Annotated in this window: 37 protein-coding genes; 2 read left to right on the forward strand and 35 right to left on the reverse strand. The window is 61.5% G+C overall.

Annotated features, from left to right (window positions below):
* Positions 1-9: 9 nt before the first annotated feature.
* Genes CQW31_RS27245 through CQW31_RS31210 form a run of 8 tightly spaced genes read right to left on the reverse strand, consistent with a single transcriptional unit; the run spans position 10 to position 9,649 of the window.
* Positions 10-1,068, reverse strand: coding sequence for a hypothetical protein (locus CQW31_RS27245; RefSeq protein WP_099815860.1), 1,059 nt, complete (start codon positions 1,066-1,068; stop codon positions 10-12).
* Entirely contained in the window at positions 1,065-4,118 is a 3,054-nt protein-coding gene (locus tag CQW31_RS27250; RefSeq protein ID WP_099815861.1) for a phage tail protein, read from the reverse strand. The genes CQW31_RS27245 and CQW31_RS27250 overlap by 4 nt, the downstream gene beginning before the upstream one ends.
* Complete coding sequence (locus CQW31_RS27255) at positions 4,118-4,516, reverse strand: hypothetical protein (RefSeq protein ID WP_099815862.1); 399 nt, start codon at positions 4,514-4,516, stop codon at positions 4,118-4,120. The genes CQW31_RS27250 and CQW31_RS27255 overlap by 1 nt, the downstream gene beginning before the upstream one ends.
* A 2-nt stretch (positions 4,517-4,518) precedes the next feature.
* Positions 4,519-5,121, reverse strand: a complete 603-nt coding sequence (locus CQW31_RS27260; RefSeq protein WP_099815863.1) for a hypothetical protein — start codon at positions 5,119-5,121, stop codon at positions 4,519-4,521.
* On the reverse strand, positions 5,121-5,705 hold the full coding sequence (locus tag CQW31_RS27265; RefSeq protein ID WP_096010340.1) for a hypothetical protein: 585 nt from the start codon (positions 5,703-5,705) through the stop codon (positions 5,121-5,123). The genes CQW31_RS27260 and CQW31_RS27265 overlap by 1 nt, the downstream gene beginning before the upstream one ends.
* 16 nt (positions 5,706-5,721) lie before the next feature.
* Entirely contained in the window at positions 5,722-9,057 is a 3,336-nt protein-coding gene (locus CQW31_RS27270; RefSeq protein WP_099815864.1) for a phage tail tape measure protein, read from the reverse strand.
* 57 nt (positions 9,058-9,114) lie between these two features.
* Positions 9,115-9,465, reverse strand: a complete 351-nt coding sequence (locus CQW31_RS27275; RefSeq protein WP_099815865.1) for a hypothetical protein — start codon at positions 9,463-9,465, stop codon at positions 9,115-9,117.
* A gap of 28 nt (positions 9,466-9,493) precedes the next feature.
* A complete protein-coding gene (locus tag CQW31_RS31210) occupies positions 9,494-9,649 on the reverse strand; it encodes a hypothetical protein (RefSeq protein WP_158238187.1) in 156 nt (51 codons plus the stop codon).
* A gap of 31 nt (positions 9,650-9,680) precedes the next feature.
* Between CQW31_RS31210 and CQW31_RS27280 the strand changes: the two genes are divergently transcribed.
* Entirely contained in the window at positions 9,681-9,911 is a 231-nt protein-coding gene (locus CQW31_RS27280; RefSeq protein ID WP_099815866.1) for a hypothetical protein, read from the forward strand.
* Between the two features lie 110 nt (positions 9,912-10,021).
* On the opposite strand, the gene CQW31_RS27285 is transcribed toward CQW31_RS27280, so the two are convergent.
* From CQW31_RS27285 to CQW31_RS27360, 17 genes are all read right to left on the reverse strand, one after another.
* On the reverse strand, positions 10,022-10,243 hold the full coding sequence (locus tag CQW31_RS27285) for a hypothetical protein (RefSeq protein WP_099815893.1): 222 nt from the start codon (positions 10,241-10,243) through the stop codon (positions 10,022-10,024).
* A 47-nt stretch (positions 10,244-10,290) separates the two neighbouring features.
* Entirely contained in the window at positions 10,291-10,764 is a 474-nt protein-coding gene (locus CQW31_RS27290) for a hypothetical protein (RefSeq protein WP_099815867.1), read from the reverse strand.
* Between the two features lie 71 nt (positions 10,765-10,835).
* Positions 10,836-11,996 (reverse strand): phage tail tube protein, encoded by a 1,161-nt coding sequence (locus CQW31_RS27295; protein ID WP_099815868.1) that lies wholly within the window; start codon positions 11,994-11,996, stop codon positions 10,836-10,838.
* A gap of 68 nt (positions 11,997-12,064) precedes the next feature.
* Complete coding sequence (locus CQW31_RS27300) at positions 12,065-12,478, reverse strand: phage tail terminator-like protein (protein ID WP_099815869.1); 414 nt, start codon at positions 12,476-12,478, stop codon at positions 12,065-12,067.
* Positions 12,475-12,894, reverse strand: a complete 420-nt coding sequence (locus CQW31_RS27305) for a hypothetical protein (protein WP_099815870.1) — start codon at positions 12,892-12,894, stop codon at positions 12,475-12,477. The genes CQW31_RS27300 and CQW31_RS27305 overlap by 4 nt, the downstream gene beginning before the upstream one ends.
* A complete protein-coding gene (locus CQW31_RS27310) occupies positions 12,894-13,277 on the reverse strand; it encodes a hypothetical protein (RefSeq protein WP_099815871.1) in 384 nt (127 codons plus the stop codon). Before CQW31_RS27310 ends, CQW31_RS27305 begins: the two co-directional genes overlap by 1 nt.
* Before the next feature lies 1 nt (position 13,278).
* On the reverse strand, positions 13,279-14,280 hold the full coding sequence (locus CQW31_RS27315) for a phage minor head protein (RefSeq protein ID WP_099815872.1): 1,002 nt from the start codon (positions 14,278-14,280) through the stop codon (positions 13,279-13,281).
* Entirely contained in the window at positions 14,277-14,798 is a 522-nt protein-coding gene (locus CQW31_RS27320) for a DnaT-like ssDNA-binding protein (protein ID WP_099815873.1), read from the reverse strand. The genes CQW31_RS27315 and CQW31_RS27320 overlap by 4 nt, the downstream gene beginning before the upstream one ends.
* 36 nt (positions 14,799-14,834) lie before the next feature.
* The gene (locus tag CQW31_RS31215; RefSeq protein WP_158238188.1) at positions 14,835-14,993 is read right to left on the reverse strand and encodes a hypothetical protein; all 159 of its coding nucleotides are present in this window, start codon (positions 14,991-14,993) and stop codon (positions 14,835-14,837) included.
* A gap of 43 nt (positions 14,994-15,036) precedes the next feature.
* Positions 15,037-15,423, reverse strand: a complete 387-nt coding sequence (locus CQW31_RS27325; RefSeq protein WP_099815874.1) for a hypothetical protein — start codon at positions 15,421-15,423, stop codon at positions 15,037-15,039.
* A 9-nt stretch (positions 15,424-15,432) separates the two neighbouring features.
* Positions 15,433-16,362: a DUF2184 domain-containing protein gene (locus tag CQW31_RS27330; protein WP_099815875.1), complete on the reverse strand. Its 930-nt coding sequence runs from the start codon at positions 16,360-16,362 to the stop codon at positions 15,433-15,435.
* Positions 16,363-16,371: 9 nt separating this feature from the next.
* Positions 16,372-16,824 (reverse strand): DUF2190 family protein, encoded by a 453-nt coding sequence (locus CQW31_RS27335; RefSeq protein ID WP_099815876.1) that lies wholly within the window; start codon positions 16,822-16,824, stop codon positions 16,372-16,374.
* On the reverse strand, positions 16,824-17,921 hold the full coding sequence (locus CQW31_RS27340) for a DUF2213 domain-containing protein (RefSeq protein WP_099815877.1): 1,098 nt from the start codon (positions 17,919-17,921) through the stop codon (positions 16,824-16,826). The genes CQW31_RS27335 and CQW31_RS27340 overlap by 1 nt, the downstream gene beginning before the upstream one ends.
* Positions 17,922-17,929: 8 nt before the next feature.
* Complete coding sequence (locus CQW31_RS27345) at positions 17,930-19,246, reverse strand: DUF1073 domain-containing protein (RefSeq protein ID WP_099815878.1); 1,317 nt, start codon at positions 19,244-19,246, stop codon at positions 17,930-17,932.
* Positions 19,246-20,532 (reverse strand): terminase large subunit domain-containing protein, encoded by a 1,287-nt coding sequence (locus tag CQW31_RS27350; protein WP_099815879.1) that lies wholly within the window; start codon positions 20,530-20,532, stop codon positions 19,246-19,248. Before CQW31_RS27350 ends, CQW31_RS27345 begins: the two co-directional genes overlap by 1 nt.
* Positions 20,519-20,980: a DUF2280 domain-containing protein gene (locus tag CQW31_RS27355; RefSeq protein ID WP_099815880.1), complete on the reverse strand. Its 462-nt coding sequence runs from the start codon at positions 20,978-20,980 to the stop codon at positions 20,519-20,521. The genes CQW31_RS27350 and CQW31_RS27355 overlap by 14 nt, the downstream gene beginning before the upstream one ends.
* Positions 20,981-21,011: 31 nt before the next feature.
* Positions 21,012-21,620, reverse strand: a complete 609-nt coding sequence (locus CQW31_RS27360; protein ID WP_099815881.1) for a putative metallopeptidase — start codon at positions 21,618-21,620, stop codon at positions 21,012-21,014.
* A gap of 70 nt (positions 21,621-21,690) precedes the next feature.
* Between CQW31_RS27360 and CQW31_RS27365 the strand changes: the two genes are divergently transcribed.
* The gene (locus tag CQW31_RS27365) at positions 21,691-21,888 is read left to right on the forward strand and encodes a hypothetical protein (RefSeq protein ID WP_099815882.1); all 198 of its coding nucleotides are present in this window, start codon (positions 21,691-21,693) and stop codon (positions 21,886-21,888) included.
* A gap of 49 nt (positions 21,889-21,937) precedes the next feature.
* Here the strand turns inward: CQW31_RS27365 and CQW31_RS27370 are convergent, their stop codons facing one another.
* From CQW31_RS27370 to CQW31_RS27405, 10 genes are all read right to left on the reverse strand, one after another.
* Entirely contained in the window at positions 21,938-22,309 is a 372-nt protein-coding gene (locus CQW31_RS27370; RefSeq protein ID WP_099815883.1) for a phage holin family protein, read from the reverse strand.
* The gene (locus CQW31_RS27375) at positions 22,299-22,700 is read right to left on the reverse strand and encodes a putative holin (RefSeq protein WP_099815884.1); all 402 of its coding nucleotides are present in this window, start codon (positions 22,698-22,700) and stop codon (positions 22,299-22,301) included. Before CQW31_RS27375 ends, CQW31_RS27370 begins: the two co-directional genes overlap by 11 nt.
* 37 nt (positions 22,701-22,737) lie before the next feature.
* Entirely contained in the window at positions 22,738-22,995 is a 258-nt protein-coding gene (locus CQW31_RS27380; RefSeq protein ID WP_143524261.1) for a hypothetical protein, read from the reverse strand.
* A 142-nt stretch (positions 22,996-23,137) separates the two neighbouring features.
* Positions 23,138-23,728, reverse strand: coding sequence for a hypothetical protein (locus CQW31_RS27385; protein ID WP_099815886.1), 591 nt, complete (start codon positions 23,726-23,728; stop codon positions 23,138-23,140).
* Complete coding sequence (locus CQW31_RS31845; protein WP_256587445.1) at positions 23,719-23,850, reverse strand: hypothetical protein; 132 nt, start codon at positions 23,848-23,850, stop codon at positions 23,719-23,721. The genes CQW31_RS27385 and CQW31_RS31845 overlap by 10 nt, the downstream gene beginning before the upstream one ends.
* The gene (locus tag CQW31_RS27390; protein ID WP_099815887.1) at positions 23,847-24,452 is read right to left on the reverse strand and encodes a recombination protein NinG; all 606 of its coding nucleotides are present in this window, start codon (positions 24,450-24,452) and stop codon (positions 23,847-23,849) included. Before CQW31_RS27390 ends, CQW31_RS31845 begins: the two co-directional genes overlap by 4 nt.
* Positions 24,449-24,919 (reverse strand): hypothetical protein, encoded by a 471-nt coding sequence (locus tag CQW31_RS27395; RefSeq protein ID WP_099815888.1) that lies wholly within the window; start codon positions 24,917-24,919, stop codon positions 24,449-24,451. The genes CQW31_RS27390 and CQW31_RS27395 overlap by 4 nt, the downstream gene beginning before the upstream one ends.
* Positions 24,916-25,467 carry an HNH endonuclease signature motif containing protein gene (locus tag CQW31_RS27400; protein ID WP_158238189.1) on the reverse strand — a complete coding sequence of 184 codons (552 nt, stop codon included), beginning with the start codon at positions 25,465-25,467 and terminating at the stop codon, positions 24,916-24,918. The genes CQW31_RS27395 and CQW31_RS27400 overlap by 4 nt, the downstream gene beginning before the upstream one ends.
* Complete coding sequence (locus CQW31_RS31220; protein ID WP_158238190.1) at positions 25,464-25,733, reverse strand: hypothetical protein; 270 nt, start codon at positions 25,731-25,733, stop codon at positions 25,464-25,466. The genes CQW31_RS27400 and CQW31_RS31220 overlap by 4 nt, the downstream gene beginning before the upstream one ends.
* On the reverse strand, positions 25,733-25,993 hold the full coding sequence (locus tag CQW31_RS27405; RefSeq protein ID WP_099815890.1) for a hypothetical protein: 261 nt from the start codon (positions 25,991-25,993) through the stop codon (positions 25,733-25,735). The genes CQW31_RS31220 and CQW31_RS27405 overlap by 1 nt, the downstream gene beginning before the upstream one ends.
* Between the last annotated feature and the right edge of the window lie 110 nt (positions 25,994-26,103).

Raw genomic sequence — 26,103 nt, forward strand, 5'->3', positions numbered from 1 at the left:
TGTTTCCTTTCAAAGTGGTTTCATTGGGCGCGAGGCGAAAAGTGTTCGCCCGTTGACGCTCACCGCGTTTATTCCGTCGAAGTTTTCGCAGTACATCTGCAGTACGCTTCTGTTGCCGGAGAGAAACCCGCCGAAGTTTGCCCGAATTGGCTGCGCGGTTTGTCCAACGTTGGTGCTTGAGAAAAGGGCGTTGCCCAGCACGTAGTCTTCGAAACTTCCTGTCCAGGCCATCTGCGCAGGCGAAGCGTAATAGCCGGTCCCAGTGATTGGCGTGCCGGCAGTAGCGAATGAGTTTGTCGCTGGCTGGCTGTTTAGCAGAGACAGGTTCGCCGACGTCACGAAGAGGCGATTGCCGGCGGCATCTTTCACCGATGCTCCATACTCACCGACAGGCGTATTTGGCGTCATGTAACTCGCGCAGAACCATTTAATAGCCATCGGGTACAGGGCAATGTCGCCATGCGCGGCCCTGGACGGAAAAGCCTTGATTCGGAAGCCTGTCCAGTTTCCTGGCGATCCTCTGACGTAGAAGTTTCCAATCATCATGTAGTCAGCAGCGTTGAAGAACACCAACGGCCGCTCGTACGTGGTGACCGGCGCAGGGAAGGTCACGTCACCCCACTGGATCACACTCCCGGAGCCTGGTCCCTGTTGGCCGAGATTGAGTGCGCCGTTATAGCGAACCGTCAGGACTCTGTTTACAGCATCTATCTGAGTTCTGACGTTATTGTTGTTTGCTCGAATCCCGTAACTGCCTGCAGCCTGAAAGGGCTCCCCACCTTGAGAAAGAATCATGACCTGCCACTGCCTCGTCATGGGGCGACGAAGTTGCAGCTGACCCGTTGTGTACCAGGCCTGAGGGCTGAAGGAACCGCTATCTCCTCCATCAAACAGCGAGTCAACTACCACGAACGAGGCGGCCTGTATTTCAGGTATCGCGATGTACTGGTCCTGTGCGTTATTACCGGTGACCTGCATCATCTTCAGCGAGCGGATCGGGGTAATGGTGGTGTCCAGGGTGATAGCTCCGGACGCATCACGCGTCCGAAGGCCATACACGTCGGTCATTGAGTCATCCTCCCCACCGCAGTTCGTTCGATGCTGTTGGCGTCATAGACGTAGACCCCGCCGTTATTGATCAGCAGACTGCCGCTGGCATCCTGGCCGCGCAGGGTGAACGTGCCGTTGACCATGTTGAGCTCGATCAGCGGCCGACCCTGCGAGTCAACGGCTTGCGACCGCAAAGTCATCCCAAGGATGATTTGCTGGATGAAGGCGGTGTTGATGAACGCCTGGTTGATGAACACCTGACCGTTCTGCACCACGAATGGCGAAGAGAGCGTGCCATTTACCCCGTTCACCACCGCGAACCTGTCGGCGCTGACCAGGAATTGGCTTTGCAGTCCGGCCGGGCCGTTCTCGATGCCCAAGCCGATACCCGCTGCCACGTACTGGCCTTGGGCGTTGAGCTGCATCTTCACGGTCCACATCGTGGTCAGCTTGCCAGCCGTGTCGGCATAGGCCGAAGAGGTCTGTTGGATCGCAGCAGAGTTGTCGGCAACCGAGGCGTTCAGCTGCTGTATCGCCGTGGCCGTAGCCTGCTGGTTGGTTGCAACCGTGGTTTCAACCGTGGTGATACGGCTTTCATTGCCACCGACTCGGGCCTCCAGAGTGGTGGTCCGCTGGGTCTGCGCAAAGTCTGCCTCGGCCCGCACCTTTACCTCTTGGGCGTAGCTGGCGGTGCTGTCCCAGCCCTTCAGAGCATCCAGCAGCTCCCCTTCCCCGTTGTCATCACGGGCAGAGGCGCGCAGCGCCTGTAGGCTGCCTGCCGTAGCGGTGACCTTGCCGTCGACCTCGGCAATGTCGGCTGTGTTGGTGGCCACCTGCTGGGCCAGGCCATTAGCAGCCTCGATCGACTGGCCAACGTCGCCCCAAAGAGCGGCATTTGGCGGAGCATTCGCACCAGACGCGTCTGCGGGAACAGCCTGCAGAGCCTGGTAGATGCGTCCATCAACCACGACCATCTGACCCTTTTGGTAGGTCTCATCCTTGTCGTAGGCCTTGAGCCCATCCAGCGCAGCAATCTGCTCCTCCAGACCTGGAATCTTCTGGATTTCCTCCAGCAGCTCCTGCCCCAGTTCGCTCTCGGTGATCTTGCCCGACAGAGCTGCCAGCATGGCGGTGACGTCGTTCGACGTGGACGCGGCGATCTTGAGGAAGCCGCTAACCCCGTAGGCGTTGCGGGAGCGGATGAAGTAGAAGTAGTTGGTGAAGAAGGCCAACCCGGTATGCGTCAGGCTGAGTCCTTGCCCCAGGTAAGTCGCCTGAGCAGCGGGAGCCTGCGGGTCTTCGCTGTAAAAATACTCGTAGGTGCCTCCGTTCAGCCCGTGCTGCACGTTGCTTGGGAACAGCGTGATGGTGTCGATCGTGGACTGCACCGTGCACGCCTCTGGAATAGGCGGGCCATCGATGTTCACGGTGATGCTGGCCTCGCCGGAGCGGGTCAGCGGGCCGAGTGCGGCAACGCTCATCGTGTAGTTGCCCGAGGGCAGGCCAGCGATCGGCAGCTGCAGGGTGGTCTCTGGCACCTGCTGGGCCTGCACCGCGGTACCGCCTTGACGGATGGTGACCGCATACCCCGTGACAATGCCGGCCGGCTGCGTCCAACTCAGCACGCCCTGGGTGACTTCGGCAGTCTCGTCGGGTTCCCAGGCCAGGTTGGTAGGACTGCCCAGTCCACCAGTCGGCAGGTTGATGAAGCCGATCGGGTTGTACGGCTGGCCCACGGCATCGTCGAACTGCGCTGCATCGTACTGCTGCAGCTGGGCGGTGCAGCCCTGGTCAGCGCCCATGCTCCAGTTGGTGACGATGAACTCACCAAGGATGTTCAGCGACGGCAGGTTCACGCGCACGGCGCGACCCGGCCGGCAGTTGTAGCCTAGGAAATTCATGGGAATGCTGATGGTGCCACCCGCACGCCGACGGCGCAGCTCGATGTTCGCCAGGCGCTGGGCCTGGTAGGCATCCGTGACGTAGGAGAAGGTCAGCGTTTCAGCCGCCTCCCCGCCGTCCTCGACCACCCATTCGGCAACGCTGACCTCGGGGTAATCGGTCTCTGTCCACGACTGCGAGGTGTCGATGAACGTGCCGCGCACAGTGTTGATCGCGGCATCATTGGTCGGCTCGGTGCTGCCGGTAATGGTACCGATCACCATGTCCTCGGTGACCTCGAAGTCGTACGGGCCATAGTAGGCCCCGGCCTGGAACATCCAGCGGCCGCCGACGCGGATTGTCCTGCCACCACAGGCAGCCTCAAGCTTCTGCAGCACGTTGGTGCGCTGCTCGTCGGCGCCGATCACGCAGCTGCTGCGATAGCGCGGGCTGGTGGTGTTATCAGGGTTGGCGACCGATTCATCGCAGATATTGGCGCCGCTGGCGAAGGTCTCGAATACAATTTCATCGTCGGGCACGCCGCAGCGGTTGCGCAGGAACCAGAGGATGTGGAGCGCGGTGTTCTCCGTGTACACGGCCATGCCGCTGCGCGGGTCGTAGATATCGTTGCGGCCACGGACGATGAAGCGTGCGTCAGGGATGCCGGACGGGAATTTCTCGGCGCTGTACTTGAGCGACAGACGCACGAACGACAGCCCACGGCCGATCTGCTCGTCTTTCCAGTCAGGACAGTTGGCCTTCAGGAAGGCGTTCACCTGGGTCGGGTTGACGACCAGCTCATAGGAGGCATGCTCGCCATAGGTGGCGATCTCCTCCTCGCCCAGGTATATGTTCTCCAGGGCGTCGACCGGGCCTTCACAGAGGACGTACACCAGGTGCAGCCACTCGCCATCGGTTTGGTCACCGGCCTGCTCCTGCGCCCAGACCAGCACGCCACCGGTACTGACCCGGCCAAGGATGAAGCGCGCGGGCGCCTTGGAGGAGCGGACGGTCTGGGCCGAAGGTTCGTTGTCGCGCATCGGCGACTTGGTGTTCAGCTTTTCCTGCTGCTCGGCCATGTAGAACGCCAGGCCGGCACCAATTGCCGCGCCCACCGGGCCACCTTGAACGAAGCCAATCACCGCGCCGACGGCGACTTGAGCAATCTTCCTGACGCCACCGGACATTATTCAACTCTCCAGACTGCAAGCGGGTCGCACACCACGCGGGCCACCCCGTCGTCAGTGGTCGCCCAGAATTCGTTTGCCCAGTACACGGCCATAGAACGGCCGCCGGGCGCTTCGTACATGGCGATATCGCCGCGCTGGATGAATGCCGGCGCAACCCGGGCGAAGCAGGCATCCCATGCTGCCTCGAGGCTTCCGTGCTGCTTCTTCAGCGCCCGCTTCGCCCCCGCCTCGGTCTTGTAGGTGCCGCGGTACGTCTCGGCCGGGTCGGTACCGCACACCGCTACCGCGCAGTCCGCCGCGAACAGGCAGCAGTCGAATTCGCCCCATGAAAAAGGCCGCTCTAAGGCGGCCTTGATCACTTCGCTGAGGCGTGTGGTCCAGTCTCGGTAGCGCATGGCTATTTCTCGTAGGTGAACGTCGGGGCGTCCTTCTTGGAGCCCCAGTAGATGGGCCATTCGGACATCTGGGCGATGGCGTAGAAGAACCGGTCGCCCTCGTGGCGGGCCCGGTGGTTCTCGTCGGTGAACCGCTCGGTGCCCGTTCGGCTCCACTCGGCCATCCGGTCAACGATCGGGACGGTGATCTTGTTGCCGTCCTCACCGTTGCCGGCGTAGGAAAAGGTGGCGGCGTCCATGCGGCCGGAGAACAGGATGTCGGCGGCGTAGTTGCCCAGCTCGTCGAACACCACAAACATGAGCTTCCCCGAGCGCCCGCGGCAGCCCCGGATGTTGGTCTCGGTGATGATGTAGCTGTCCAGGCCGGTGAGAGCCAGGTCGATGGACATGGGCGAGTTCGAGTTGTCACTCTCCTGCGACTGACCAACCTCGCCGAACTGTCCCACCCCGAGGTAGGTAATGCCGTCGATCACTAGGTCACCGGTGCCGGTGTGCGCGTACACCGGGCCATCCTCGAAGTCGAGCTGGCAGGCGTACACGCTGAGGAATTTGCCGGTGGCGATGATATCGACCACGCTCTGGCTGAATGGGAACGTCGAGGGCATCAGAAGGCCTCCCTGAACTGGTAGCTGCCACTGGCCACCACCGGCCGCACCGTCATGTTCCACGTGTCCTGGGTCATGCGGCATTCGGCGTAGGGGTTGAGGTATTCAACCGGCATCCCGGCGACTAGAGATTTGCGGATGCGCTTGTTGACCGACACGATGGCCTGGCCTTGGGCGTTGGAGGAAGCAGGCTCCACCACTTCGAACATCTCCCCGGCGACCGTGAGGTAATCCCCCACGGCGAAAACCGGGGTGTTCGCAGCGGCACCGGCCACCGTGATGGCCCTGGCCTGGGCCACGCCTGACACGACGGTGAGGCTTCCAACGCTCACTTTCCGGGTTCGGGTGAACGCCGGCAGGTTGAACGTTCCGAACAGCCCGTCCAGGCGCCCGAGGAACGCCGACAGCTCGCGCTCCTGCTCTCGGGTAAGCAGACCAAACGTCAGGGTGCACTGCCAGTACGCGCCCGGCTGCCCGACGATCTGCTGGGCGTTCGAGAGCGTCGAGGTAAAGGCGCGGCTGTTGTTGACTAAGCCCCACGTCATTTCAGACGGGCGCAGCGATGCCGGCCATTGGATAGCCATGCAGTACTCCTTCTTGCTATCGGTTGCGGGCGATCAGCTGCCGCGCCGGCCCGTTCATCTTGAAGTCGCGCAGCACCAGGTTGTAGCCATCCTGCGCGCCCTTCTGGGCGGCCTGCTGGATGCGCGCGAGAGTGGCGTCGTCGGCGGTGCCTTGCACAGTGATATGCTGAACAATCTGCACCTGTCCTGCTGACGTTTCCACACTCACGCCAGAATCTGACGACGACGAAACGGGACCGACGTACCCGCCGCTGGCATACCCTTTTTGATTGAGTCGATCGAGGTAATCCCGCATGCCTGGCTGCGCCACAACCTCTTTGCGCAGAACATACTCGCCGCCATGCACGACACCCTTTGGCTCGAACTTTCCGCCATCGCCGGTGTAACCACCAGTGGAAAGCTGCTTTAGTGGCTCACTGAAGCCAGTCATCGTGCCCTGCCCCAGCGCCTGGCTGCCGCCGGAAAGGAAACCGAAGGCCGACCCAAGGAAGCCTGCTGCTGCCTGCTGCACCTGAATACGGATGAGGTCTTCGACAACCTGGTCAGCGAAATCCTTGAAGGAAAGCTTGCCGGTCTTCACGAAGTTGACGACCGCGTCTTCCATGTTGCTGAAGGCATTGGAGAACAGATTCCGGGTCTGCGAGGCGACATCTGCCGCCTGCTCGGCATAGGTGTTGATCGCCTGCGAGGCGCCTACCGTCCAGTCGGTCTGAAGGCGGTCAACCTCCGAGTAGTACGCCTGCTGATCCGACAGACGAGTGGCCAGAGCCGACTTCAGGGCCTGCGTTTGCCCCTCGTAGAGAGCGGTGTCGCTGGCCGTCGGATTGGTGATGCGGTTGTAGTCGCGGGTGACCTTGTCCAGTTCACGCTGGTAGTCCTGGCGAATCTTCAGGTCTTCCTGCAGGCGCTGGCGGAGCTTGTCGCCCTGCCCATAGCCGGCCAACTCGACATCATGCCCCTCACGAGCCGTCGACAGCTGCGATTGCAGGTTATCCCTGAACGCTTTCAGCTTCGCCTCGGTCTCGTATCGCTCCTTGGTCAACTGGTTTGCCTTCTCCAGCTCAGCATTCTGCTTCTGCTGGGCCAGGTTCAGCTCAGCCATCGCCAGAACCTGCTTCTGGGACGTAGTGAGGGTCTTCTTCTCCTTGAGGCTGGCGATCTCGGTTTCCAGCTCGATCAGCTTGCGGGCCTCAGTCCCAAGCTTCTGGGTCTGATCCAGCTCGCCGTCGATTGCCCGGCTCTGCTGCTGCAGAACGGCGTAGCGCTGGCGGGCCTCGTCCAGCATGCGCTGGCCGGCATCTTCCTTGACTGGCTTGTTTGCACTCGAGTCTTTGTAGGCCGGATTGTTTCGGATTGCTTTGAGAGCGGCTTCCTCTTCTTGCTTCGTGATCGTGTAACCGGCAGCGCGAGCAGCGTTGATGCGCTTCTGCTCGTCCTCCAAGGCCTTGTTCATCTTCTGCTGCTTGGTGAAGTTCTGCTCAATACTCTTCTGGAATGCCTCATAAGCCGACTGACCGTCACGCTGCGTTCGAGCTGTGTCCGCTTCTGCTTTCGCATTCGCGTTCCGCAATGCAAGTTGCCTCTGAAGGGCTTCGAGCTGGTCAAGATAGGGCTCTACGGTGAAACCATTCTTCTGCCGGCGTGCGATGTTGTCTTGCAGATCGCTGATTTTCTTTTCAAGCGAAGTATCGCGACCTACTGCCAGCATCGCATCCCAGGCCCGGCCTGCGGCGCTTGTGATTGAGTTCCATGCGGATTCGATGTATCCCAGGTCCTCTTTGGCCTTCTTTGCCCTCTGGGTCAGGGCTTTGGAATAGGCCTCCTGAGCGATGGCCGCCGCTGCCTCCTTTTCCCCCATCTCCTGCGCAGCCCTTACCTGCTCATACACGGACGCAGTCAGGAAGTTGTACCTGTTGTTGAGCTCAGCAATAGCCTTGACGGGATCCTCGCCAAGCCTAGCAAAATCAGCGACTGTGTCGGAAACAGCCTTACCTGTAGCTTTTTGATAGTTGATCGCTGCTCGGGCTACTTCCTCAAAGCTGCTCGCAGCAACCTTGCCTGTACCAGCAATTTGAGCCAATGCCGTTGCCGCAGATGCCGTGGTACCTGACATTGCGCTCAGACGCTCGGCCATAGCAGCGAGCTCGCCCGAACTTGTTCCTGCCGCATTGCCAGTTTCAAGCAAGGACACTCTGTACGCATCGGATTCCCTGGACCCCTGATAGTAAGCGAGCCCAAGCACTGCCGCGGCTGCGGCTGCCGCAGTAAACGGATTTACAAGCCCAGCAACATATCCACCCATTGCCTTGGCGGCAGCACCGATTCCGCCAAAGGAATCTTTGATCTGCGAGCCTTGCTGCAAGAAGACGGTCAGCGGCGCCTGTCCGCCCTGCAGACTGATAAAGATGTCGGAAAACTGGGCGGGCAGCATTCTCAGGGCCGCGGCATTCTGCTTTGCCGTGTTCCCGGTCCTGGTCAGTCCGTCATCGAAACCGGTCAGTGCCGCTCGCGCTTGATCGATCTTGCCCTGGTACTGGGCGAAGGTGTCATCATCCAGGGCGCCGATTTTCTTCTGCTGCGCAAGTTTGCGCTCCTGCTCATCCAGGCGATTCAATGCGCGGGTAGTAGGGTCAATGCTTGCGAGAAGCTCCTGCAAGCTGTCGCTCTGGCTTTGCGTCGCTGTTTCAGCTGCCCTGGTTGCTGCCGCGACCTTTTGCGACGATTCAGCCAGGCGCCCCTGATTTGCTGCAAGCACCATGTTCCCAGACAAGAGACCCTGTTCGGCCTCGGACAGTCCGGTAGCCACATTGGTCAGGTTTCGCTGCTCCTGGGCCGCCTTCACCGAGGCATCGGCAATCGCGAGAATACGTGTGCGGGCCTGCTCTGCGGTTTCGCCTACAACTTTCTGAGCGGTTGACACACCAGAGAGCGCGTTCAGAGAATCCTGAAGCTTTCTGCTGTAGGCGTCATAGGCTGCGGAGTTGATCTGGCCAGAATCTCTGGCCTGTACTAGAGCTGCCTCCTGTGCCGCCAGGTCATTCAGTTTCTTGGTGAGCGGGTCAATCTTTCCGAGCAGGCTGTCGAGCTCCTTTCGCTGGGCCGCGGCAGCCTTCGCAGCAGCGTCTGCACTCTTGGCCGCAGCATCATTCGACGATGTGACCTTGTCATTCGCTGCCTGGACCTTCGCCAGGGACATGGCGAGGTTCGTGTAATCGCCGCCAGACTTTCGAAGGGTCGAGCTGGCCCTGATGCCCGCCTGCTCAAGTGCTTCCAAGGCCGATCGAATGTCGATCACCTGCTGCTCAGCACTCCTTCCATCAACTTCAAGTTCAAGGCGGGATTTCAAAGCCATGGCTTTTCTCCAGGCGAAAAAAAGCCGGGAAATCTCCCGGCTCTGATAATAGAGGAGCTACTTTCCCTTCGCGTCCAAATAGGCCGTAATGTAATCCATTGACTGCCCGATCTGCTTATTAACCAGGGTCAGATCATCCATCTGGTCTTGAGTAACATGAAGGAAAAGATCTTGCGGTTTCACTGAAGCTAAAAACGTTTTGGATTTCTGCTTGAATAGGTCGAACGCGCCCCTGGCCTGCTTGCAAGGCTTCATGTCATTACGCTCAATGGACTTCTCGCAGTCCTTGTGCATTTTGAGCGCTACCCGACCCGACGCCAGCGCCTCGTCATATGCCGCGGCCACTGGATCAGCAAATGCTGAAGCGCAAAAGACTGCGGCTGCTGCAAATACGGCGATTCTCTTCATAAAACATCTCCCTGTGGATGGTTGAAATTTACCATCCCAAGGCCAGCAGCTGCGAGGCCCTGTCCAGGCATCCAGCGTGGATGGAAAGCCAGTAACCGGCCAGGCTGGCGGCGTAGTAGCGTTGTGCCTCCAACGAACCGCCCCGGTCCGTTGCCGGAAAGCCCATGGACTGGGGCAAGCGCATCTTGGATGCGCTTATTTGACAGGAGGTAGTCGTGTCTCTCAAAACCGCAACTGAAAGTGAAGTTCGTGCACTCGGAGTAGCTTTAAAATGCTTGGCCGCAAGCCTTAAGCAGAACGGAGCCCTTCATTCAAGCCTCTATACAACGAGACTGCAGGGTCACATCGATGCAGAGTACCCCGCCGTCGATAACAAGGAAATTTTCGACCTGACGCTTGAGAACTTGATCAAGGACCTGGCTCGGGTTCCTGCTCCCGACGCTTAATGCCGTCCAGGAGGTCGCGGAATGCCAAGTCACGCTTAGCTCTTTCTCCGACCTCCTTTGCAATCGTTTTTTTGTCATTAAACATCACACCCTCCTGCGGCCTTGCCGCGTCAGTTGTTGCTCTGTTCAGCCGCCTCAGACAACGCCAGTTCGTCCAGCGCAAAGACCACCTCGTCAATCAAATGCCTCGGCAAAGGCAGCGGGTGCGCATCCAGCCAGTCGGTGATCTCTCGGGCTGACAGCCGAAGCGGGAGGATTGCCGCTGCACCAACCAGATACCGACGCCCTCGAGCGACGTTGCGGAAGGTGTTGAGCAGGCTGCCGGTGATCACGTCCAGGGTCGGCTCCTCCGGCACGGCGATGCGAAGCTTCTGGTAGATCAGGCTTCTCTTTTGCGTGCCCTGGCCCCACTCGGCTTCCCATTCGAAGCGGGCGATGGCTTTCCCTTGATTTCTTCGAGCTCCTGGCGGTTCTCTGCAGCAATAGCACCTGCGCGACGCAGGACGAAGTAGAAGAACTCGGTATCACCGCTGAGCATTTCAGCACCGATGGTCTCGCTGTAGGCCAGAGGTTGGCCGTTCTCATCTTCGGCGCCCTGCCAGTCTTGGACGATGAACGAGGCCAGGAGCTGGCAGTGATTGTCGTGTTCGGATTTCTCGCCATCGATCACGCCAACCGCACCCTCGCTGAACTGAGCGTCGTTGCGAGCGAGTCTGCGGCGCATGCGCTCCAGGGCGATCTGGTATTGCTGATTGTCCAGCGGCATCAGCAGGACCTTCGTGTCCTTGTCGAAATCTTCCCAGCGCGCCTCAGCGCTTTTGCTGGTGTCGGTCTTCTTCAGCTTGAGAGCCATGGATCATCCTCACGCCACGCCATAAAAATGGCCGCCCCGGCCGGCGTTATTGCCGGAGCGACCGAAAAGGATCAGGAAACTGTGATGGTTGCGGTATCGGTCTTGGTGCCGTCGGCAACGCTGGTCGCGGTGATGGTGGCGGTACCGGCGCTGATCGCAGTCACCAGACCGCCACTGCTCACCGAGGCCACGCCCGGCGCGCTCGACGACCAGGTCACGTTCTGCGGTGCGCCGGCCGGGGTCACGGCTTTGGTCAATTGCTGGGTGTCGCCGACATCCAGGGTGGCGGTGGCCGGCGAGACATCGACAGCGGTCACTGCAACCATGGGCACGCGGGTGACAGTCGGAGCGACCTTTGCCACGGTGTAGTTCAGCGTGACCTCGATCAGGTCGCGCTTGCCGCCATTCGGCAGGTCGCCGTCCACCTCGATGGCTGGGAAGTCGAAGATGTACTGGTTGCCAAGGCTGTCCTCGATCGGGAACGACAGCGCGATCGGCAGGCGGGTGAAGGTGTTCTTCCAGATCTGCCAGGCGCGGTTCGACCAGGCCATGGTGATAGTGCCGGTGATCGCCGCCTCGGTGGCGATCTGCGCGCCAGGGCCGAGCTTGGTAGTGCCGATGCAGCGCTGGGCCTGGAGGCTGTTGTCGAGGTTGACGGTCAGCGCCGAGACGCACGCAACGCCTTCCAGGGATTGCCCGTCCACTGTAAGCGTGCCGACGTTGATGTTCGACATGAATGGCGTGGTGGTCGGCGGATTGACCGGCGTGACGCTGTTGGTGTCGCCGTCGGCATAGTCCAGGCCCACCATGGTGAAGGTGGTGGTGATCTTGCCGTCGGACGGGATGTCCAGGGCGAAGGTCGACACGTGCATACCCTTGAACAGGGTGTACACGCTCACATCGTTGAAGTTCTTGGCGATGGTGAAGGTGCGACGGGTGTCGCCTACGGTCAGGACGTTGCCGGCCCAGGTGCCGTAGAAGGCGGCCTCCAACAGCTTGTCGAACGACCCGAAGGACAGTTCGCCTACCAGGTCGCCTTGAATGTCGGCGCTGGTGGCCACAGAGCCCTGACTGATACGGGATTCGGTGATTTCATCGCTGACCTGGGTGTTCACGGTCGGCGACAAGGTGTTGCTGGTCAGGCGCAGGGTATCCCAGTTGCCTGTGGTCGGGGTGATGCCGGGGGTGACCTCGGGGATGAGGTAACTGGTAACGCGGGCGCCAGATGACATGCGAATGTCTCCTTTCTGCGGGCATAAAAAAGCCCGCTCAAGGCGGGCAGGATCAGGGTCTTTGCAGGTCAGCCGGCGCGGAACCGGACATTCACGTTGATCTGGTAGTAGTCTTCGAAGTCGCCCACCACCTGCGGGGAAGCCTCAAGACACTCGATATGGCCGTCCTGCCAGGACTGGAAGTGGTCGGACAGGGCGTCGGCCAGCTTATTGAGGGCGGACAGCCCGGTGGATCGACGGCAGAAGCACTGGATCACCACCTGGCCAGGCCGGCGGTAGTGCGGCTTGTCTGCCATGCCGGCGAACGACGCTGTGGCATACAGGATCTCGAAGGCGCACCAGACGCCCGTGGTCGGCGGCTTGAACACCCCGCCGCCCGGGATCGGGCTATTGGCATACTCAATCCTGGACTGCTCGATGCCGGTGAAAGACGCCATCCTAGCTGTGAGCGTCTTGCGGACTGTCTCGAAGGGTACGGTCATATCAGCTTCTCGGTGACGGCGATGAAGGAAATCCCGTACACGCCTTTGGGTGCCATCCGGCTGAAGCCATCAGGGGTAATTTTGACGCTTGGGCCGCTGGGGTAGCCGCCGAACTCGATGATCTCGCCGTACACGCTGTTGTTCTGCACAAAGACCGTGCTGAAAGGCTTCAGATCGGTCAGCGCTGAACGGGCTGCGCTTCTGGTCTCGGTGCCAAGGATGTCGAGCCTGGTGTTGACGCTGTAGTCCTCGGCGCCTATCGAGACGATGTTGTTCGCCATGTAGTTGCCGCTGTCGATCGGCGCACGGATTGTGATCTCGTCCACCAGCTCGATGACGATACTGCGCTGCATCTCCACCAGGTCTTCCTCGATCTGGTCGGCGAACAGTACGGGCGACAGCGACCAGCCGGCCATTACGTCGCCCTCAGTTGAATCTGGTAGTGCACGCCAACCGGGTCGGTGGTGGCCTCCACCACCCGGTACTGCTTGGGCTGGCTGGTGATGAGGTCGGGCGCGGTGACGATGTGGTCGGGCGCCGGCTGATCGGTGACTTCGTTCACCAGGGCAATCAGCCTCACATCGGTGGCCAGGATGTTGATACCGTCGACCTGGTCCTTCTTGTAGCGGCTCAGCACGCCGCGGCCGGTGTAGATGACCGGCTGGGCGGTGGTCACCTCCTCTACCGGATCCCAGACGCCTTCGCCCGGGTAGGTTCCGGTGAAGTCGCGCACCGCCTCAGCGAACGCGGTATCGAACAGGCGCCCGAACGACGACTGCATGGTGCTCTTGATCGGCATGTCACACCGCCTGGCTGGTCTTCCTGAGTGAGTATTCGACGACGCAGCGGCAGCGGATGCGCTCATTGAGCGGTGCGCCCAGCGATGAGTCGCACGGGAACATCAGCATCGCGCCGCTCGGCGAGGTGAATGGCTGGTCAGCCATGACCACCTGCCCATTCATTGCTGCATGGGTATGCCTGACCTTGTTGTCACGCATGGAGCGCCAGGTCTTGGCGAAGGTGTACATGCCATTGCTGCGTGCCGTGAGCTGCTTCCAGCCCTCCTCCCGGCCCTTGTTGTAGGCCTCGGAGGTGTTGGTTTGGGCCAGCGCCTCGGCATAGGTGCCAAGCAGGCGCTGGGCATAGGCTGAGGCCGCCCGGTCGATAATCACCTTCGGCACCGGCCGCTTCTGCTCGATCGCCTCGCGGACTGCCGCGTCAAAGGCTGGATCACGACGCAGCCGGGTCAGGTACTCGCGCATGCGCGCAGGGTCGCCGCTGGCCAACTGGTCGCGTGCTCGCTGGGATGCCTCGGCGGCGGGCCCATTCAGGCCGACCACACCACCAGTTCGCCGGCCAGTCTGCTTGCTCATCCGGCCGGCCAGGTTCAGCGCAGCGGTGCGCGCCGTGTCGCCCCGGTCACGCCCCATGGACAGCACCACCCGCACGGCTTCGGCCTGCTCGCGGGCGGCCTGCTCGCGAAGTGCAGTGGCCTGGCTGGCCAGGAACGAGGTCACGTCAGGGTCGCCCATGTCGATCTCCCGGCGCACTCCAGGGATGATGACAGCAATGAGTTCCTTGCTCGCGCCCCGGGCATACACAGCGCGCAGGCGTTCCACCAGCAGCGCGAATAGCCCAAGCGACAGAATTTCGGCTATCCGGTCTTCGTCGTTGTCCGATACCGCCTGCTCGAGCTCGCTGATGCTCACATAGCGCACCGTCTGCGCGACCTGATCCAGGTAGGCCTGCTGCACCTCGACTTCAAGGCGCTCGATTTCGGCCTCTACCTCGGAGGCCTTCATACGACATACACCGCCACACCGCACAGCCTGGTGCTGCGCAGGAGCGGTGCCACCAGCTCGTCGACCACGGTGATGACCGGGCGCGTGGGAACGCCGCCAGCATCGGCAGCGGCCTGGTATTCGATCTCCAGCACATCGACCTTCTGCCGCTTGATGGCTTCGGAGGCGACATAGTCAGGACTGAGGCTGCCAGGGGCGACGATCTCGCGCAGAGCGGCCTCGTAGGTGGCCCGCTCGATCTCGGACGGCACCTCGGTGGGCGGGATGGCCGCGCCCTCGTTGTCAGTGGCTCCGGTGCGCGGCCACTGGAGTTCCTGCCCGCGGCCTCCAGTCTTGATACCGGAGAACATCGACTCCCAACGCCCACAGCTGTTCTGCTGCTGGTACTTGCCGTCAATGTAGGACGATGCCCGGATGAGCGCGGCCTGTTTCGCCTCATCGCTGCCATCCCACGCAGCATTTGCCCGCGCAGCATGGTAGGCGTCGGCACCTGCGACGGATCCGTAGAATTCTGGCATCGGGATATCTCGATTGGATGGCCCACAGGCCGTGAATCAGGAGGTGAACATCTTGCAGAAGGCCTTGGCGGCGCGCAGCGACGGCACCTTGCCGCATTGCTTGAACACAGCCAGCTGGCCGGCCTTGTGGTACTCGAAGCCTGGACCGGTTACCGCCGCCACGTCGCCGACGCGCTCCGCCTTGATCTGTCTCATGCCCTGATCCTCGAATAAGTGGGCGGCGAACCGCCCGGGGTTGTTACGGGTGCTTGGCCAGTTCGGCCTGCAGCTCTTCCAGGGTGACGTCGTCGCCGACTTCAATGCCCTTTTCCTTGAGCTTGGCGATGGCCTCTTCCTTGGCCTTGGCTTCAGCCTCGACCAGGCGCTTCTGCAAGGTCTCAGGCTTAGCGTTGGCGCCAACCTCGATGCCCAAAGCTTTCAGCTTGGCCATCAACTCTTCCTTGGTCAGCTCGGCCGGCTCACCGCCCTCGACAACCAGCACGCCGGACTCGACGTAGAACGCCAGATTCTGACGCTTGCTGTAGTCGACCCACTGCGGCACATCGATGGTGCCGCCAGGAGGCACCACAGAGCCGTCAGGGAGTCCGATGGGGGTCTTGCTATGGGTGTTGGTTACCTTAGCCATGTGACCCCCTTAGATGCCGTCGGTGTAGCGAACTTCGGCAGGACGGCGAACGTCCACGCCGCCCAGGCGGAAGATGCCAGGAACTTCCCAGCGGATCGGTCCGGCCTGGTACACAGGCAGGAAGCGATGAGGCATCGGGATGTGCATCTTCAGCACCGACGGATCGCGGCGGTAGCTGATCATGCGCGCGGTACCGCCGGCGCCGGCGGTGTCCAGGCCGTTCAGGCCTTTGATCATCAGCGGTCGGCCGGTCTGAGCGGTGTACACGTTGTTGCGCTGCAGGTAGGTCAGGATCGACTCCAGGCCATCCTGGTTCACCTTGCGGGTGGCCAGCAGCAGGAACTTGCTGTACGGCAGCAGCAGAGTGTCGGAGAACGCGGTGAACAGAGTGCCCTGTGCCTGCACGGTCAGCGCGGTGTTGACATCGGCCAGGATCTGGTCGGCGGTCGCGGTGGCCCAGTTGCCGGTAACAGCGGTGCCGGCGGTTACGCCCGGGAAGTTGAACAGCCCCGAGAAGCCTTTCGACGAGTCACCCAGCAGGGCAACGCGGTCGACCATTTCCTCGTAGGCGCGGCGCGCTGCCATGGCGTCGTCAGCGGTCAGGTTGATGCCCAGCATCTGCGCCTGGCTGATCTCTTCCAGGCCGTAGCCGTAGCCGATACCGGCCATGTGGATCTGGGTCTCGAGCTTCGAGCGCTCGGTGCTGGCCAGCGGGATGTCATCGGCATTGCCGTTGATCCAGTCGGCCTTACCGACCTTGTCGGCCGAGTAGTAGGTGACGGTCTTGATCCACTCGGGCGCCGAGGTGTCGACCGGGATCAGCTGCGGGTACTGGATATCCGCATAGACGATCTCGTTCACCTGACGCTCGATGTACGAGGTCTGGGAGACCACGAAGCCCAGGGCGGCCTGAGCATCGAGGAGCTGAATGTGTCGCATGGTTTCTCCTTAGCCCAGGCGGACTTGAGCGAGTTGGTTGGCACCGGTGGTGCTGGTGTCGAAGCGGGCGTTCGCGACCAGCACGTTGCTGGTGGCCACGTTGGTCCAGACGCCGGTAGCCGGCACGAAGTAGACCGGGTCACCAGCGGCTACCTGCACGGAAGCGGTCACCCAGATGGCGCCCTTGGTCATGACGCGGGCCGATTCGTACTGGCTGTACTGGTTGGCCTCGGCCTTGACCGAGCGATCGCGGACGCTGATGCCGACGAACTTGGCAGCGGTGTCGCCGGTGGTGGCAGCACGGCCAGCCTTATCGGCAGTGCCCTGGATAACCGGGACGCCGAACGCCAGGCCGCCAGCAGCCTCAACGGTGCGGGAGATCAGGGTCTTCGGGATCATGTCCACGATCATGCCAGGAAGGCCGGCGCGAATGTTCGAGGTGTAGCTTGTTTGAACGGCCATTACTTGGCACCCCCTTTCCAGGCGTCGTTCAGACGCTGCTCGTAGGCCTGCTGTCCGTTGTCATTGGGCTTCGGCGACTTGCCGTCCTGATTGATCAGGTGCTGGCGGACCGGGTCCTTGGCTGCGTCCTCAACCAGCAGGTCGAACCGCGCATCGATGTAGGCATCCGTCTTGCCGGCGATGGCCGCGTCACCGATCTTGGCGATGACCACGGCCTTGCGGATCTCCGCATCGCTCTTCCCGGCGTAATCGCCGTCATGGATAGCCTTGGCCTTGGCGATCAGGTCGCCACGAGCCTTCACGCGCTCGTCGATCTGCGCGTCGGTGATCTGCTTGGCCGTGAGGTCGTCGATCTCGGCGTCCTTCTTGGCCAGGTCAGCGTCCTTGGCTGCCATTGCGGTGGCGTGCGCAGCCTCGGTGGTGCTGAGCTTGGCGGCGGCGTCGGCCAGGCGGCCTTGCAGGGTGGCGATGACAACGGCGCCCTGGTCGGTTACTTCAACCGGGATGCCGTCGACGGTAACCGTCTTCAGGGTCATGGGTCTTTCCTCGGGGGTTGGTGTGTGTTGTGGCCAGGAGTCGCCAATGCTTGCCCGGCTGCCGGCCCGCCCGCGCTGAACGATGGCGATGTGGTCGGCGATGATGTTGGTTTGCTTGGCCTGGTACTTGGTGCCGTCCGGGGCTTCCCCGTCCTCCCAGACCAGTTCGCAGCTGTAGCCCACGCTCAGTTCGCGCTTGCCGGCCTGCACCGCGGCTACGGCGTCACCGTCGGTGATCTTCAGGCCGATCTTCAGGTACTCGCCGTCGCGCAGCACCTCTTCGCCAGTGGTGCCCACGGCAACCTGCTTCCAATTGGCAGCCGTGACCGGCTGGCCAGGGTGGTCGTTGGTCATCGGGATCTTGGAGAACGACTCCAGCGAGCGCTTGGAGAAGACCTCCTTCTCGTCGCGGTAGACGTTCACGACCTTCAGGTCAGGCCGGCCTACCTCGGCCCCCAGGTACTGCTGAATGCCAGTGCGCGCGGTGAGCGCAAAAGCTTCCAGGTAGCCGGAATCGTTCAGCCTGGTGTCGCCCAGGCTGACTTTGTCAGTGATGTGCATGGTTTACCTCAGGGCGTGGACGGAACGTCGTCTGGCTCTTCTTCAGGCAGCTCCGCCCCGAACTCCGCGATGGCCGCCTCAAGGCCCGGCAGAACGCTCTGCTCGACCAGCAGCGTGGTAGCCGCTTTGCTCAGCGCGTCTTCAGGCCAGAGCTTCGTTTCGCCAAGGATCTTGACGGTCTCGGCCGTCTGCTTGCTGATCTCGGACCGCTCTTTTGCCGTAGCCTGCCAGAGGGGATTCCACACGTAGTGGATCTGGGCCGGCCTGGAGCCGAGCGCCGAGCGGATCAGGCAGTCATCGAGCAGCTTTAGGGCCGGAGTGATGTCCAGCTCTTGCAGCGCCTGGATGCGGTCGTAGTAGTTGCGTAGGTCAGCCTCACCGGTGGAGTTCAGGCCGGACGGCGACTGCCCGAGCAAGCGGGTAGCCGGAATGTCCGCAGCACCCGATACGGCCTGCAGGAAGCGGTCGATGATGTCGGGCAACGTGCCAAAGCTCGCAGACTTGGTCTCGTAGTCCTCCTCCTTGTCCAGCAGCAGCGTCCCGTTGATGCCCTTGGCAGTTGCTGCCAGGGTGATTCGCTCCAGCACCTGCTTCCGGTACCCATCGTCCTGCAGGCTCTGCATGAAGTCAGGAATGCGGATAACGTCGACCTTGGCCTCGAACACCAGGCTGGCCACGTTGGCCATTGTTCCGTCTGACTGCTTGATGGCTTCGAAAATCGCCTGGAGGACAGAGTCACCCCAGCCGAAGATGTTGGCCGGGGCCAGGTCAGGGTCGGGATGCTCGGCGCCGGAGAAGATCACCAGGCGCGACGGGTGGATCTCGAGTTGACTATCAGCCAGGCGGTAGGCCTTTGGCTTGCCGAAGCGCTCTGACTGAGGGTCCTGCTCGATCACGGTAGGAGATAGCTGTCGGCGGTTCATGACCGCCAGGTACTTGAGTCCCCCGGCCTGGATACGGTCTGCATTGAGCGGCACCGCAGTGTTCGTCTCGCCAGTGCCGATGAAGATGGCCGCCCCGCCAAACAGTCGAGCACGGATAATGGCCTGCTTCACCTTGGCGCGAAGGTCCAGGCGAGCTTCCTCGGCCTCGATCTTTTCGATCTGCGCCTTGTCAGCCTGCCATGCCCGCCAGCGGCGCGTGGCGTCCAGGGCTGGGATGTCCACGATCTTGCGCGGCAGCCAAGCGCCTCGGTAGGCGTTGATTAGCTGCTCGTCGGTAAGGATCACCGGCGCATACGTCGAGCCCGATGCCTTGTCCCGCTCGGTGCCCAGGTTCGCCACCAGGTTCACCAGCTTGTCGCTGAGGTATCGGACTACGCCCATTAGGAAACACCTGCGAGGGAGTACTTGTTGATTGGGTACTCTTTGTGGATGAAGTAGCCGCCGGCGTCTGGCCGGTGGTCGTTGCCCTGCTTCTTGTCCGGCTCGCCGTTGGGGTCCCAGATCTGCTGCTCGAGGTCATCGGCGTAGGTCGGGCACTTGTCGGCGTTGATCCGATACCGGCGCTTGCCGGCTGCGTTGCAGAACATGGCGTTCATGGAGTTGATGCGGTCTTTCACCGGTGGGTTGGCACCTGGTGCCGAGACCATGAAACCGGCCTGCTTGAGCAGGGATATATCGGTCTCGCTGGCCTTGACCGACTTGCGTGAGCCGCCCGAGGCGTCGGGGTAGACCCGAATCTGCCGCGTGTTGCGGTAGTCGGTGCCGTCGAATAGCCAGTACCGCTCCTTGATCTGGCGGATCATGTCCGGCGTGTCGTAGCCGTTGATGATCTCGTCCACCGCGTGCGGCAGGCCCAGGCGCTTGACGTGGATGATTGCCGACATCTTGCCGACGTTGAAGTCCATGCCGATGAACAAGGCCTCACCCGGCTGGATGGTCTCCTTGCTGCCGTTGAGCTTGCGGTCGTAGGCGGTGTAGATCGTCCCCGACGTCAGGTTGACGAACTGGCCGTTGAGGTAAGCCATGATCAACTGCTCGGGGTACGACTCTTTCAGCGAGGGGATGTAGTCCGGCGGCAGGTTCAGCTCGTTGTCGAACGTGCTGGCCTGCACCAGACCGTACATCTCGTTCAGCGCTGGCTTCTCGCGCAGCTGCTTCACGAACTGCTGAAAGACGAACTTGAACCCCTCGGGGGTCGTGGTGACGTCTACACCGTTTTTGAGTCCGGGCACGCTGTAGCGCATCCGGGCAATGATCTTGCGCCAGGCGTGTTCAGCCTTCAGCTTGGGCAGTACGTCGAGTTCGTCTACCAGGCCGTGCCCGATCTTGAAGCCCACGATGGTCTGCGGCTTCTCCATCGAACGGCAGATGGTCGTGCTGCGGTACTGGCCGCCGCTGTAGAACTCGACCTCCTTGTCGCTCTCCTTCGTCTTGACCTTCAGGCCCCAGTCGAAGGCGACTTCCTCGATAGTCGGGAAGAAGATGTCGCGAATCTGCGGATAGGTCGGGGCGAAGTAGCCGGAGTTGATCCGCGGCCATTCCCACACGTGCTTGCAGATGCCCGCGCAGCCTACCCAGGTCTTGCCCGATCCGAAGCCCGCCACGAACCCGCGAAACTTGTGCTCCATCTGAAGGAAGCGCGCCTGCGGGACGTTAAGCGTCGGCATCTGGCTTCCTCGCGTTCACTACCTCGACCCGGATACTGGTCGGTACCACGTTGTCCTGCGGCACGTCGGCCTTGGTCTGGCGGTTCACATAGACATCGCCGACTTCCTTTGCCGCCTGCTCCAGCAGCTGCGCAGTCAGGGCCATGTTCTTCATTGACTCGGCCTTCTCGGCCATCCTCCCCAGCGCACGGAGGCGGTAGGCCCTGTTGGCGATGGGGATCTCGGCAGTCTCCTCGCGGAAACGCTTGCGGGTGTCTTCAAACAGAGTCACCCAACGCTTGGCCAGGCCCTTGCCCGAGTACTTGGTAGGGTCGTGTGTCTCCACCTGCTGGCGGGTCACGGTGATGCTGAATTCCTTCTGGACTGCCTCGGCCACCTGTGAAGGCGTGTCGAAGCACGCCAGGGCCTGAACGATAAAGGCCTTCACGTCGTTGCTGAGGGCTGCCATAGGCTGTCATCCGTCCAGAGCCTGTACAGAATCACGCCGACTTGAGTAGACAGGTTCCGCAGGCCCTCGAAATGTTGATCTTGGCCACCTCAGGCGGCCGGCTTGCAGCGTCGATAAGCTGCTGGACTTCTTCGTTTGCACCGTAGCGCCTCACCACCCCGACAAATTCTTCGACGTCGTGGCCTCGCAGGTAGAGCTTGGGCATTCCGTCCTGCCTGAACTTGGGTGCGCCGAACTCATCAGTCGCCTGGGCGATGTGGTACAGCTCGTGTTCGACCAGGGCGCAGAACTCAGCGTCGGTGCACTGGGCGCAGTAGTCGGCGGCTAGGGTGATCAGGTAGGTCGGCTCCTCGCCGAACCATTGCCGCATCTGCTGCTCTTGCCGGGCCTTCTGCCATCCACCAGCGCGGAACATGAGCTGTTCAGCCTGGCCGAGAACGACCCGCCCCTGCTTGGCGAACCCGCTGGATGCCCAGAGCACGCCGATGTTGGCGTCCATCAGGTGGGCATGCTCTGGGTTATGAATGGTGCCTGTGTCTGCCAGGATCTCGCTCTGTATCCAATCCCAAACACCCGTGGCAGGACACAGGGTCAGCCAGAGCGATTCGAGCAGGTCGGCCGGAGGCTGAGGACGGCTCATTGGTCTATCCCAGTGGCAATGCTATAGGTCCGGTGTAACACTCACTCGCTCACTGACAACGGAGGTGTCTATGCAACGCAAATTTGAGGTGAAGAGAGTGCCAAAGGTTGTGGTTAAAGGGTTCAGGCCTGGCGAGGTGATCCAGCCTTCACCCGCCAACCAGTTCTGGTTCGTAATCGAGGACGAAGGCGGTGGACGGCATGGGGAGTTCGACTTGGAGGCTGACGCAATCTCCGAGCGCGACCGACTAAGCGACGCCTATCGATAACGCCCACATCCGCGCCACAAAACAGAAGTACGCCGTTTCGTGGCGCGGACTACCGCAGTATCCGGTTCAGCCTTGGCGGGATCAGCTTGGCCACGTTCCCCCGCGAGTAGATCACGAAGAACAGGAAGCCGATCATCACGACCGTGAGCGGGTACTGGGTCAGCGCGGCGAATGAGCTGAAGTTGACGGTGATGCGGTAGGCCTCGGCCAGGTTGGCTCCGGCGAGCAGGCCAGCCATCAGGCCGACAACGCGGCGGTGGTGGTCCGTCTTCTTCCGATACCCGGCGATCACCAGGAAGATGGCGAAGTGGCACAGGGCCCGGGTGGAGAGCATCGCCTCGGGGGCGAACGACTGAGCCCACTCCCCGAACGATTGCGCCCAGTGGCCTATGGCGGCGTAGATTCCAGTGTCATCCTTCATCACGCTTACCTCGCAGAAGCGCGGAAGGAATGAAACGCTCGATCCAGGCAACCCAGCCGGGCTTAGGACCACCTTCCGACCACGCCTTGAGTGATCCGAACATGCCAGAGGCCAAACCGGATATCAGCAATGCGATGAAGGCGGCCACGACGTTGTATGGGTAGTACTCAAGCACCAGTAGCCCGGCAAGGTAGCCGGCGATGAATGAGAACACAGCGTATAGGATCTTGGAGCCCCACCTGAGTTCAGCCGTGGAAGCCAGGAAAGCGCAGCAGCCGCCGATAGCACCCATGATCACGACGTGGTCGATGGGGATCTGAGCCGCTGCCGCTACACCCGAGCCAGTTGCTGCACCAATGACTATGGCGCCTGAAATTCCATCTGCGCTCATGAGTCCTCCTGGCGGGATGATTGCGCGGCTGCCAGGCCTACCATGAGGCCGGCGGGCTCCATTCGATACCGAGCAGCCTTGAGAAAATCGCAAAGGTCAGCAGGGCAGCGCCTGCGCATGCCGCGAATTCGACCATCCTGCCGGTAACCAGGTTATCTTCCTCGGCTGGCCTTTTCAGGGCCTGGATGAAGATGAACGTGGCGAAGAAGATGTTCGTACTGATGTCGCGGTGCATCACGTAGTTGAGCATGGCCAGCCCGAGGGCCAGCAGGCTCCAGCAAGCCGATCGTGTCACTGAGCCTCCGGGGTCTCTTGAGGGCCTCAATGGGCAATAAAAAACCCGGCACATTGGCCGGGTTCTTGGTGATGTTTGCCGTAGGCAAAACTCTAACAATGGCGAAAAGATAGCACCACGCGTGCGGGAGCGCAATAGGCCCTCAAGCGGCCTCTTTCATTTCGTAGATTGCCGCTGCCACCGGCGACAGAGCACGCTTGTCGATGTCCTCGCAAACCTCGAAGCAGATCTGCACGAAAGGCTCCCAGTCGCGTGCCCAGGCACAGGACGGCAGCGCCACGCCGTAGGTCTCGTCGATCCAGCGCTTGAACCACTCAGGGCTGGCGAATGGATCCTGAGCCGATGACTGCCCGCCCTGGTGCATGCGGCGGTAACGGAACATGACGCCCTTGCACACATACTCGCAGCGCTCGCGCTTCGCCGCGGTCATACGCCCGGACCTGGCCATGGCCATGCTGAAGATCACTTCCTCGGCCACCTCGCGCTCGTCATCGCTGCAGCGCGGGGCGTACATGAAGTTGCCGAAGGCCCGGAGGCTGCCGGGAAGCTTGAAGATCGCCGCCTGCACACCCCCGGCCAGGGCCTGGTGCACAGCGTGACTCGCCTTACGCTGCTTCTCCGTGGTCTGGACCATAGTGCCCAGCAGGCCCAGTTGCTCGATGAACACGCCCTGGCTATCCCACGGGATGTACAGGCAGTCGTGCCAGGACTGACGCGCGCTGTTCAGTTGCATGGGCCGCCCTCCTCGCGCTTGCGCTTGGCCTTGATGACCATGCCGCGCACAATCGCGTAACTGCCGAAGATAACCATGGCCAGGATCAGCAGCTGGCCGCTGTCGGTTGGTGTCCAGTTCATGCTGCTGCCCTCCGTAGGTCTTTGAGTTTTTGCCTGTACATAGCCTTGATGGCCTGCAGGTCTTCGATGGTCAGGCGCTGGGGCTTATGAGGCCCTTCGAGGAATTCCACCTGGTCTGCGCCGATGCGCTTCACCAGACGGATGCGGTACTCGACCGCGTTCCCAGACAAGTTCCGGTTGCACTTCACGCACTGCCGGTGGACGTTCAGCGGCTCGAACCGCAGCTCCGGGCAGGCTCCCACCGACCGGTAATGGCCGGCATCCCAGCGGCTGCCAGTGATGAGGTCGTGGTCGCTCGGCAGCGAGTCGCAGCTGATGCACGGCAGCCCGGCGTCACGTTCGCGGATGTAGGCGTTGAACGCGGCCTGCGCTTCAACCATGTGCTCGCGGTGCGTCTTGAGCTTCTCGCGGCGCTCCTGCAGGTCCTGGCGGGCCTGCTTGGTGATGGCCTTGGCGGCGATCTTCTGTAGCTTCGGGTCTTTGGCCATGGCGCGGGCACATGCAACGCTGCACACCTTCTGCGTGGTCATGACTGGCTTGAAGGGCTTGCCGCAACCTGGTGCCTTGCACTTTTTCGGCTTGATCTCCTTGGTCAGGCTCATGCCGCCTCCTCCCCAAGCAAATCGCTGAACACCACGCCCTGCGGCGCGAACTCCGCCACGATGCGGTCTGTGTACTGGCAGCCCTGGGCCCGGTCGAACAGGCGGGTTACCGGGAAGCCATCCGGCCCGAACATGGCGCACGGTCCCATCAGGCGCAGCTTCACCTCATACGGCAGGTGGATGAACGACTCGGCCCATCCGGTGCGGAACTCCTCGCAGCCGGCGCGCATGATCGGCACGCCGAAGTGGAGCTTGCAGTACCGGCGAACGTCCTCGATGTCGCCCATCTCGGTGCTCTTGGCGATGCGGTCGTACATGGCGAACCACAGGGCGTTCTGGTCCAGGGTGCGGTCCTTGCCCGGGCGCATGGTGACCACGACGAACTTCTTATCGCGGAACAGGCGGGTGAGCATGGTCACGGCCTCGGAGAGCTTGGCTTGGCTGTTGACGCTTATCTTCTCGGTCATGGTCTGATCTCCCCGTGTCGCAAGGTATACCCGCTCCTGAGCTCGTAGCCTTTGCGCGCGCAGGCGGCTTCGAAGATGGTTGGGAAGCGACCCAGGTACTCCTTTGGCGACCCTCCACCGTAGACAATCCAGCCACTGCCGTTCCTCGACACGCCTGGCACGCCGCTTGTGTTGTGGCGTGCTAAGCGGCGGTTGCGGCCATTGACTGATCTTGTTGCAGGTCGAAGATTGGAAATCCTGTTGTTCAGGGTATTCCCGTCGAAGTGATCAACCATCTCTGGCCAGTCGCCGTGGTAGATCGCATATGCAAGCCGGTGCGCCTCGATGGTCTTTGAGCCAAACGGCCCAGAAATGCACACCTTGCGATACTCGGCGCCCGCAGATTTTTTGAAAGAGACTGATCCAGCCTCCTTCCCTGCAAACTGCGAATTGAAAACAGACGCTGATCTCCGCGAGCCGAAATGACCGAGAGGGCGAGACCTCCAGATCAACTGGCCACCAACTGGGTCGTAATCGAGGCACTCAACTAAGTATTCGATAGGGATCATTTGCATTTCACTCCCTGGGCCTCGATCGCACGCCGCACGCCTGGAGGGGGCAGCATTGTTCCTACATTGGTCACCCATTCGGCAGGCAGCTCCACCACCACGGCCTCGCGTGAGGCCTGCCATGCTTGCCAGCAGTGCTGAACGGTGAACCCGGTGTACTCGCCTTCAGTCACGCCGTGGAGCGGATTGAAGCGCTCCAGGGATTGGTTCGGGTACTCACTCAAGACCCAGGCCTCGAACTGCTCGCGCATCTTGTTGGTGTCCATCAGTGCTTCTCCTCGGCCAGGTACTCGTGGCAAAGCTTGCCCGTGGTCTTGTGCTCAAGATTTCCTTGGCGATTGGTGAAAAACTCACCCTTGGGCAGGTATTCGCGCCTGAACACGCCGTGCCACTTGCCGATGCTGGGATCACACGCTGCGCAAAGCTTTCGGCCTTGGCATGGATTCCCCTCGTCATTGCGGAACCAGTAGCCGCTGGTAGCGGTGTTGTCGCGGCAACCGCACTCTTCACACTGGAATAGGCTCACACCCCCTCCCCGGCCGGCTGCCCGGCGCGCTTGAATTCAACGTGATAGCCGCGCTTCTGGCTGCCATCAGCCATCACGACGCGGCGGTCTGCGCCCTTGGTCATACGGAC

Source organism: Pseudomonas sp. 382 (assembly GCF_002759075.1).
In the GTDB taxonomy this organism is placed as follows: domain Bacteria; phylum Pseudomonadota; class Gammaproteobacteria; order Pseudomonadales; family Pseudomonadaceae; genus Aquipseudomonas; species Aquipseudomonas vlassakiae.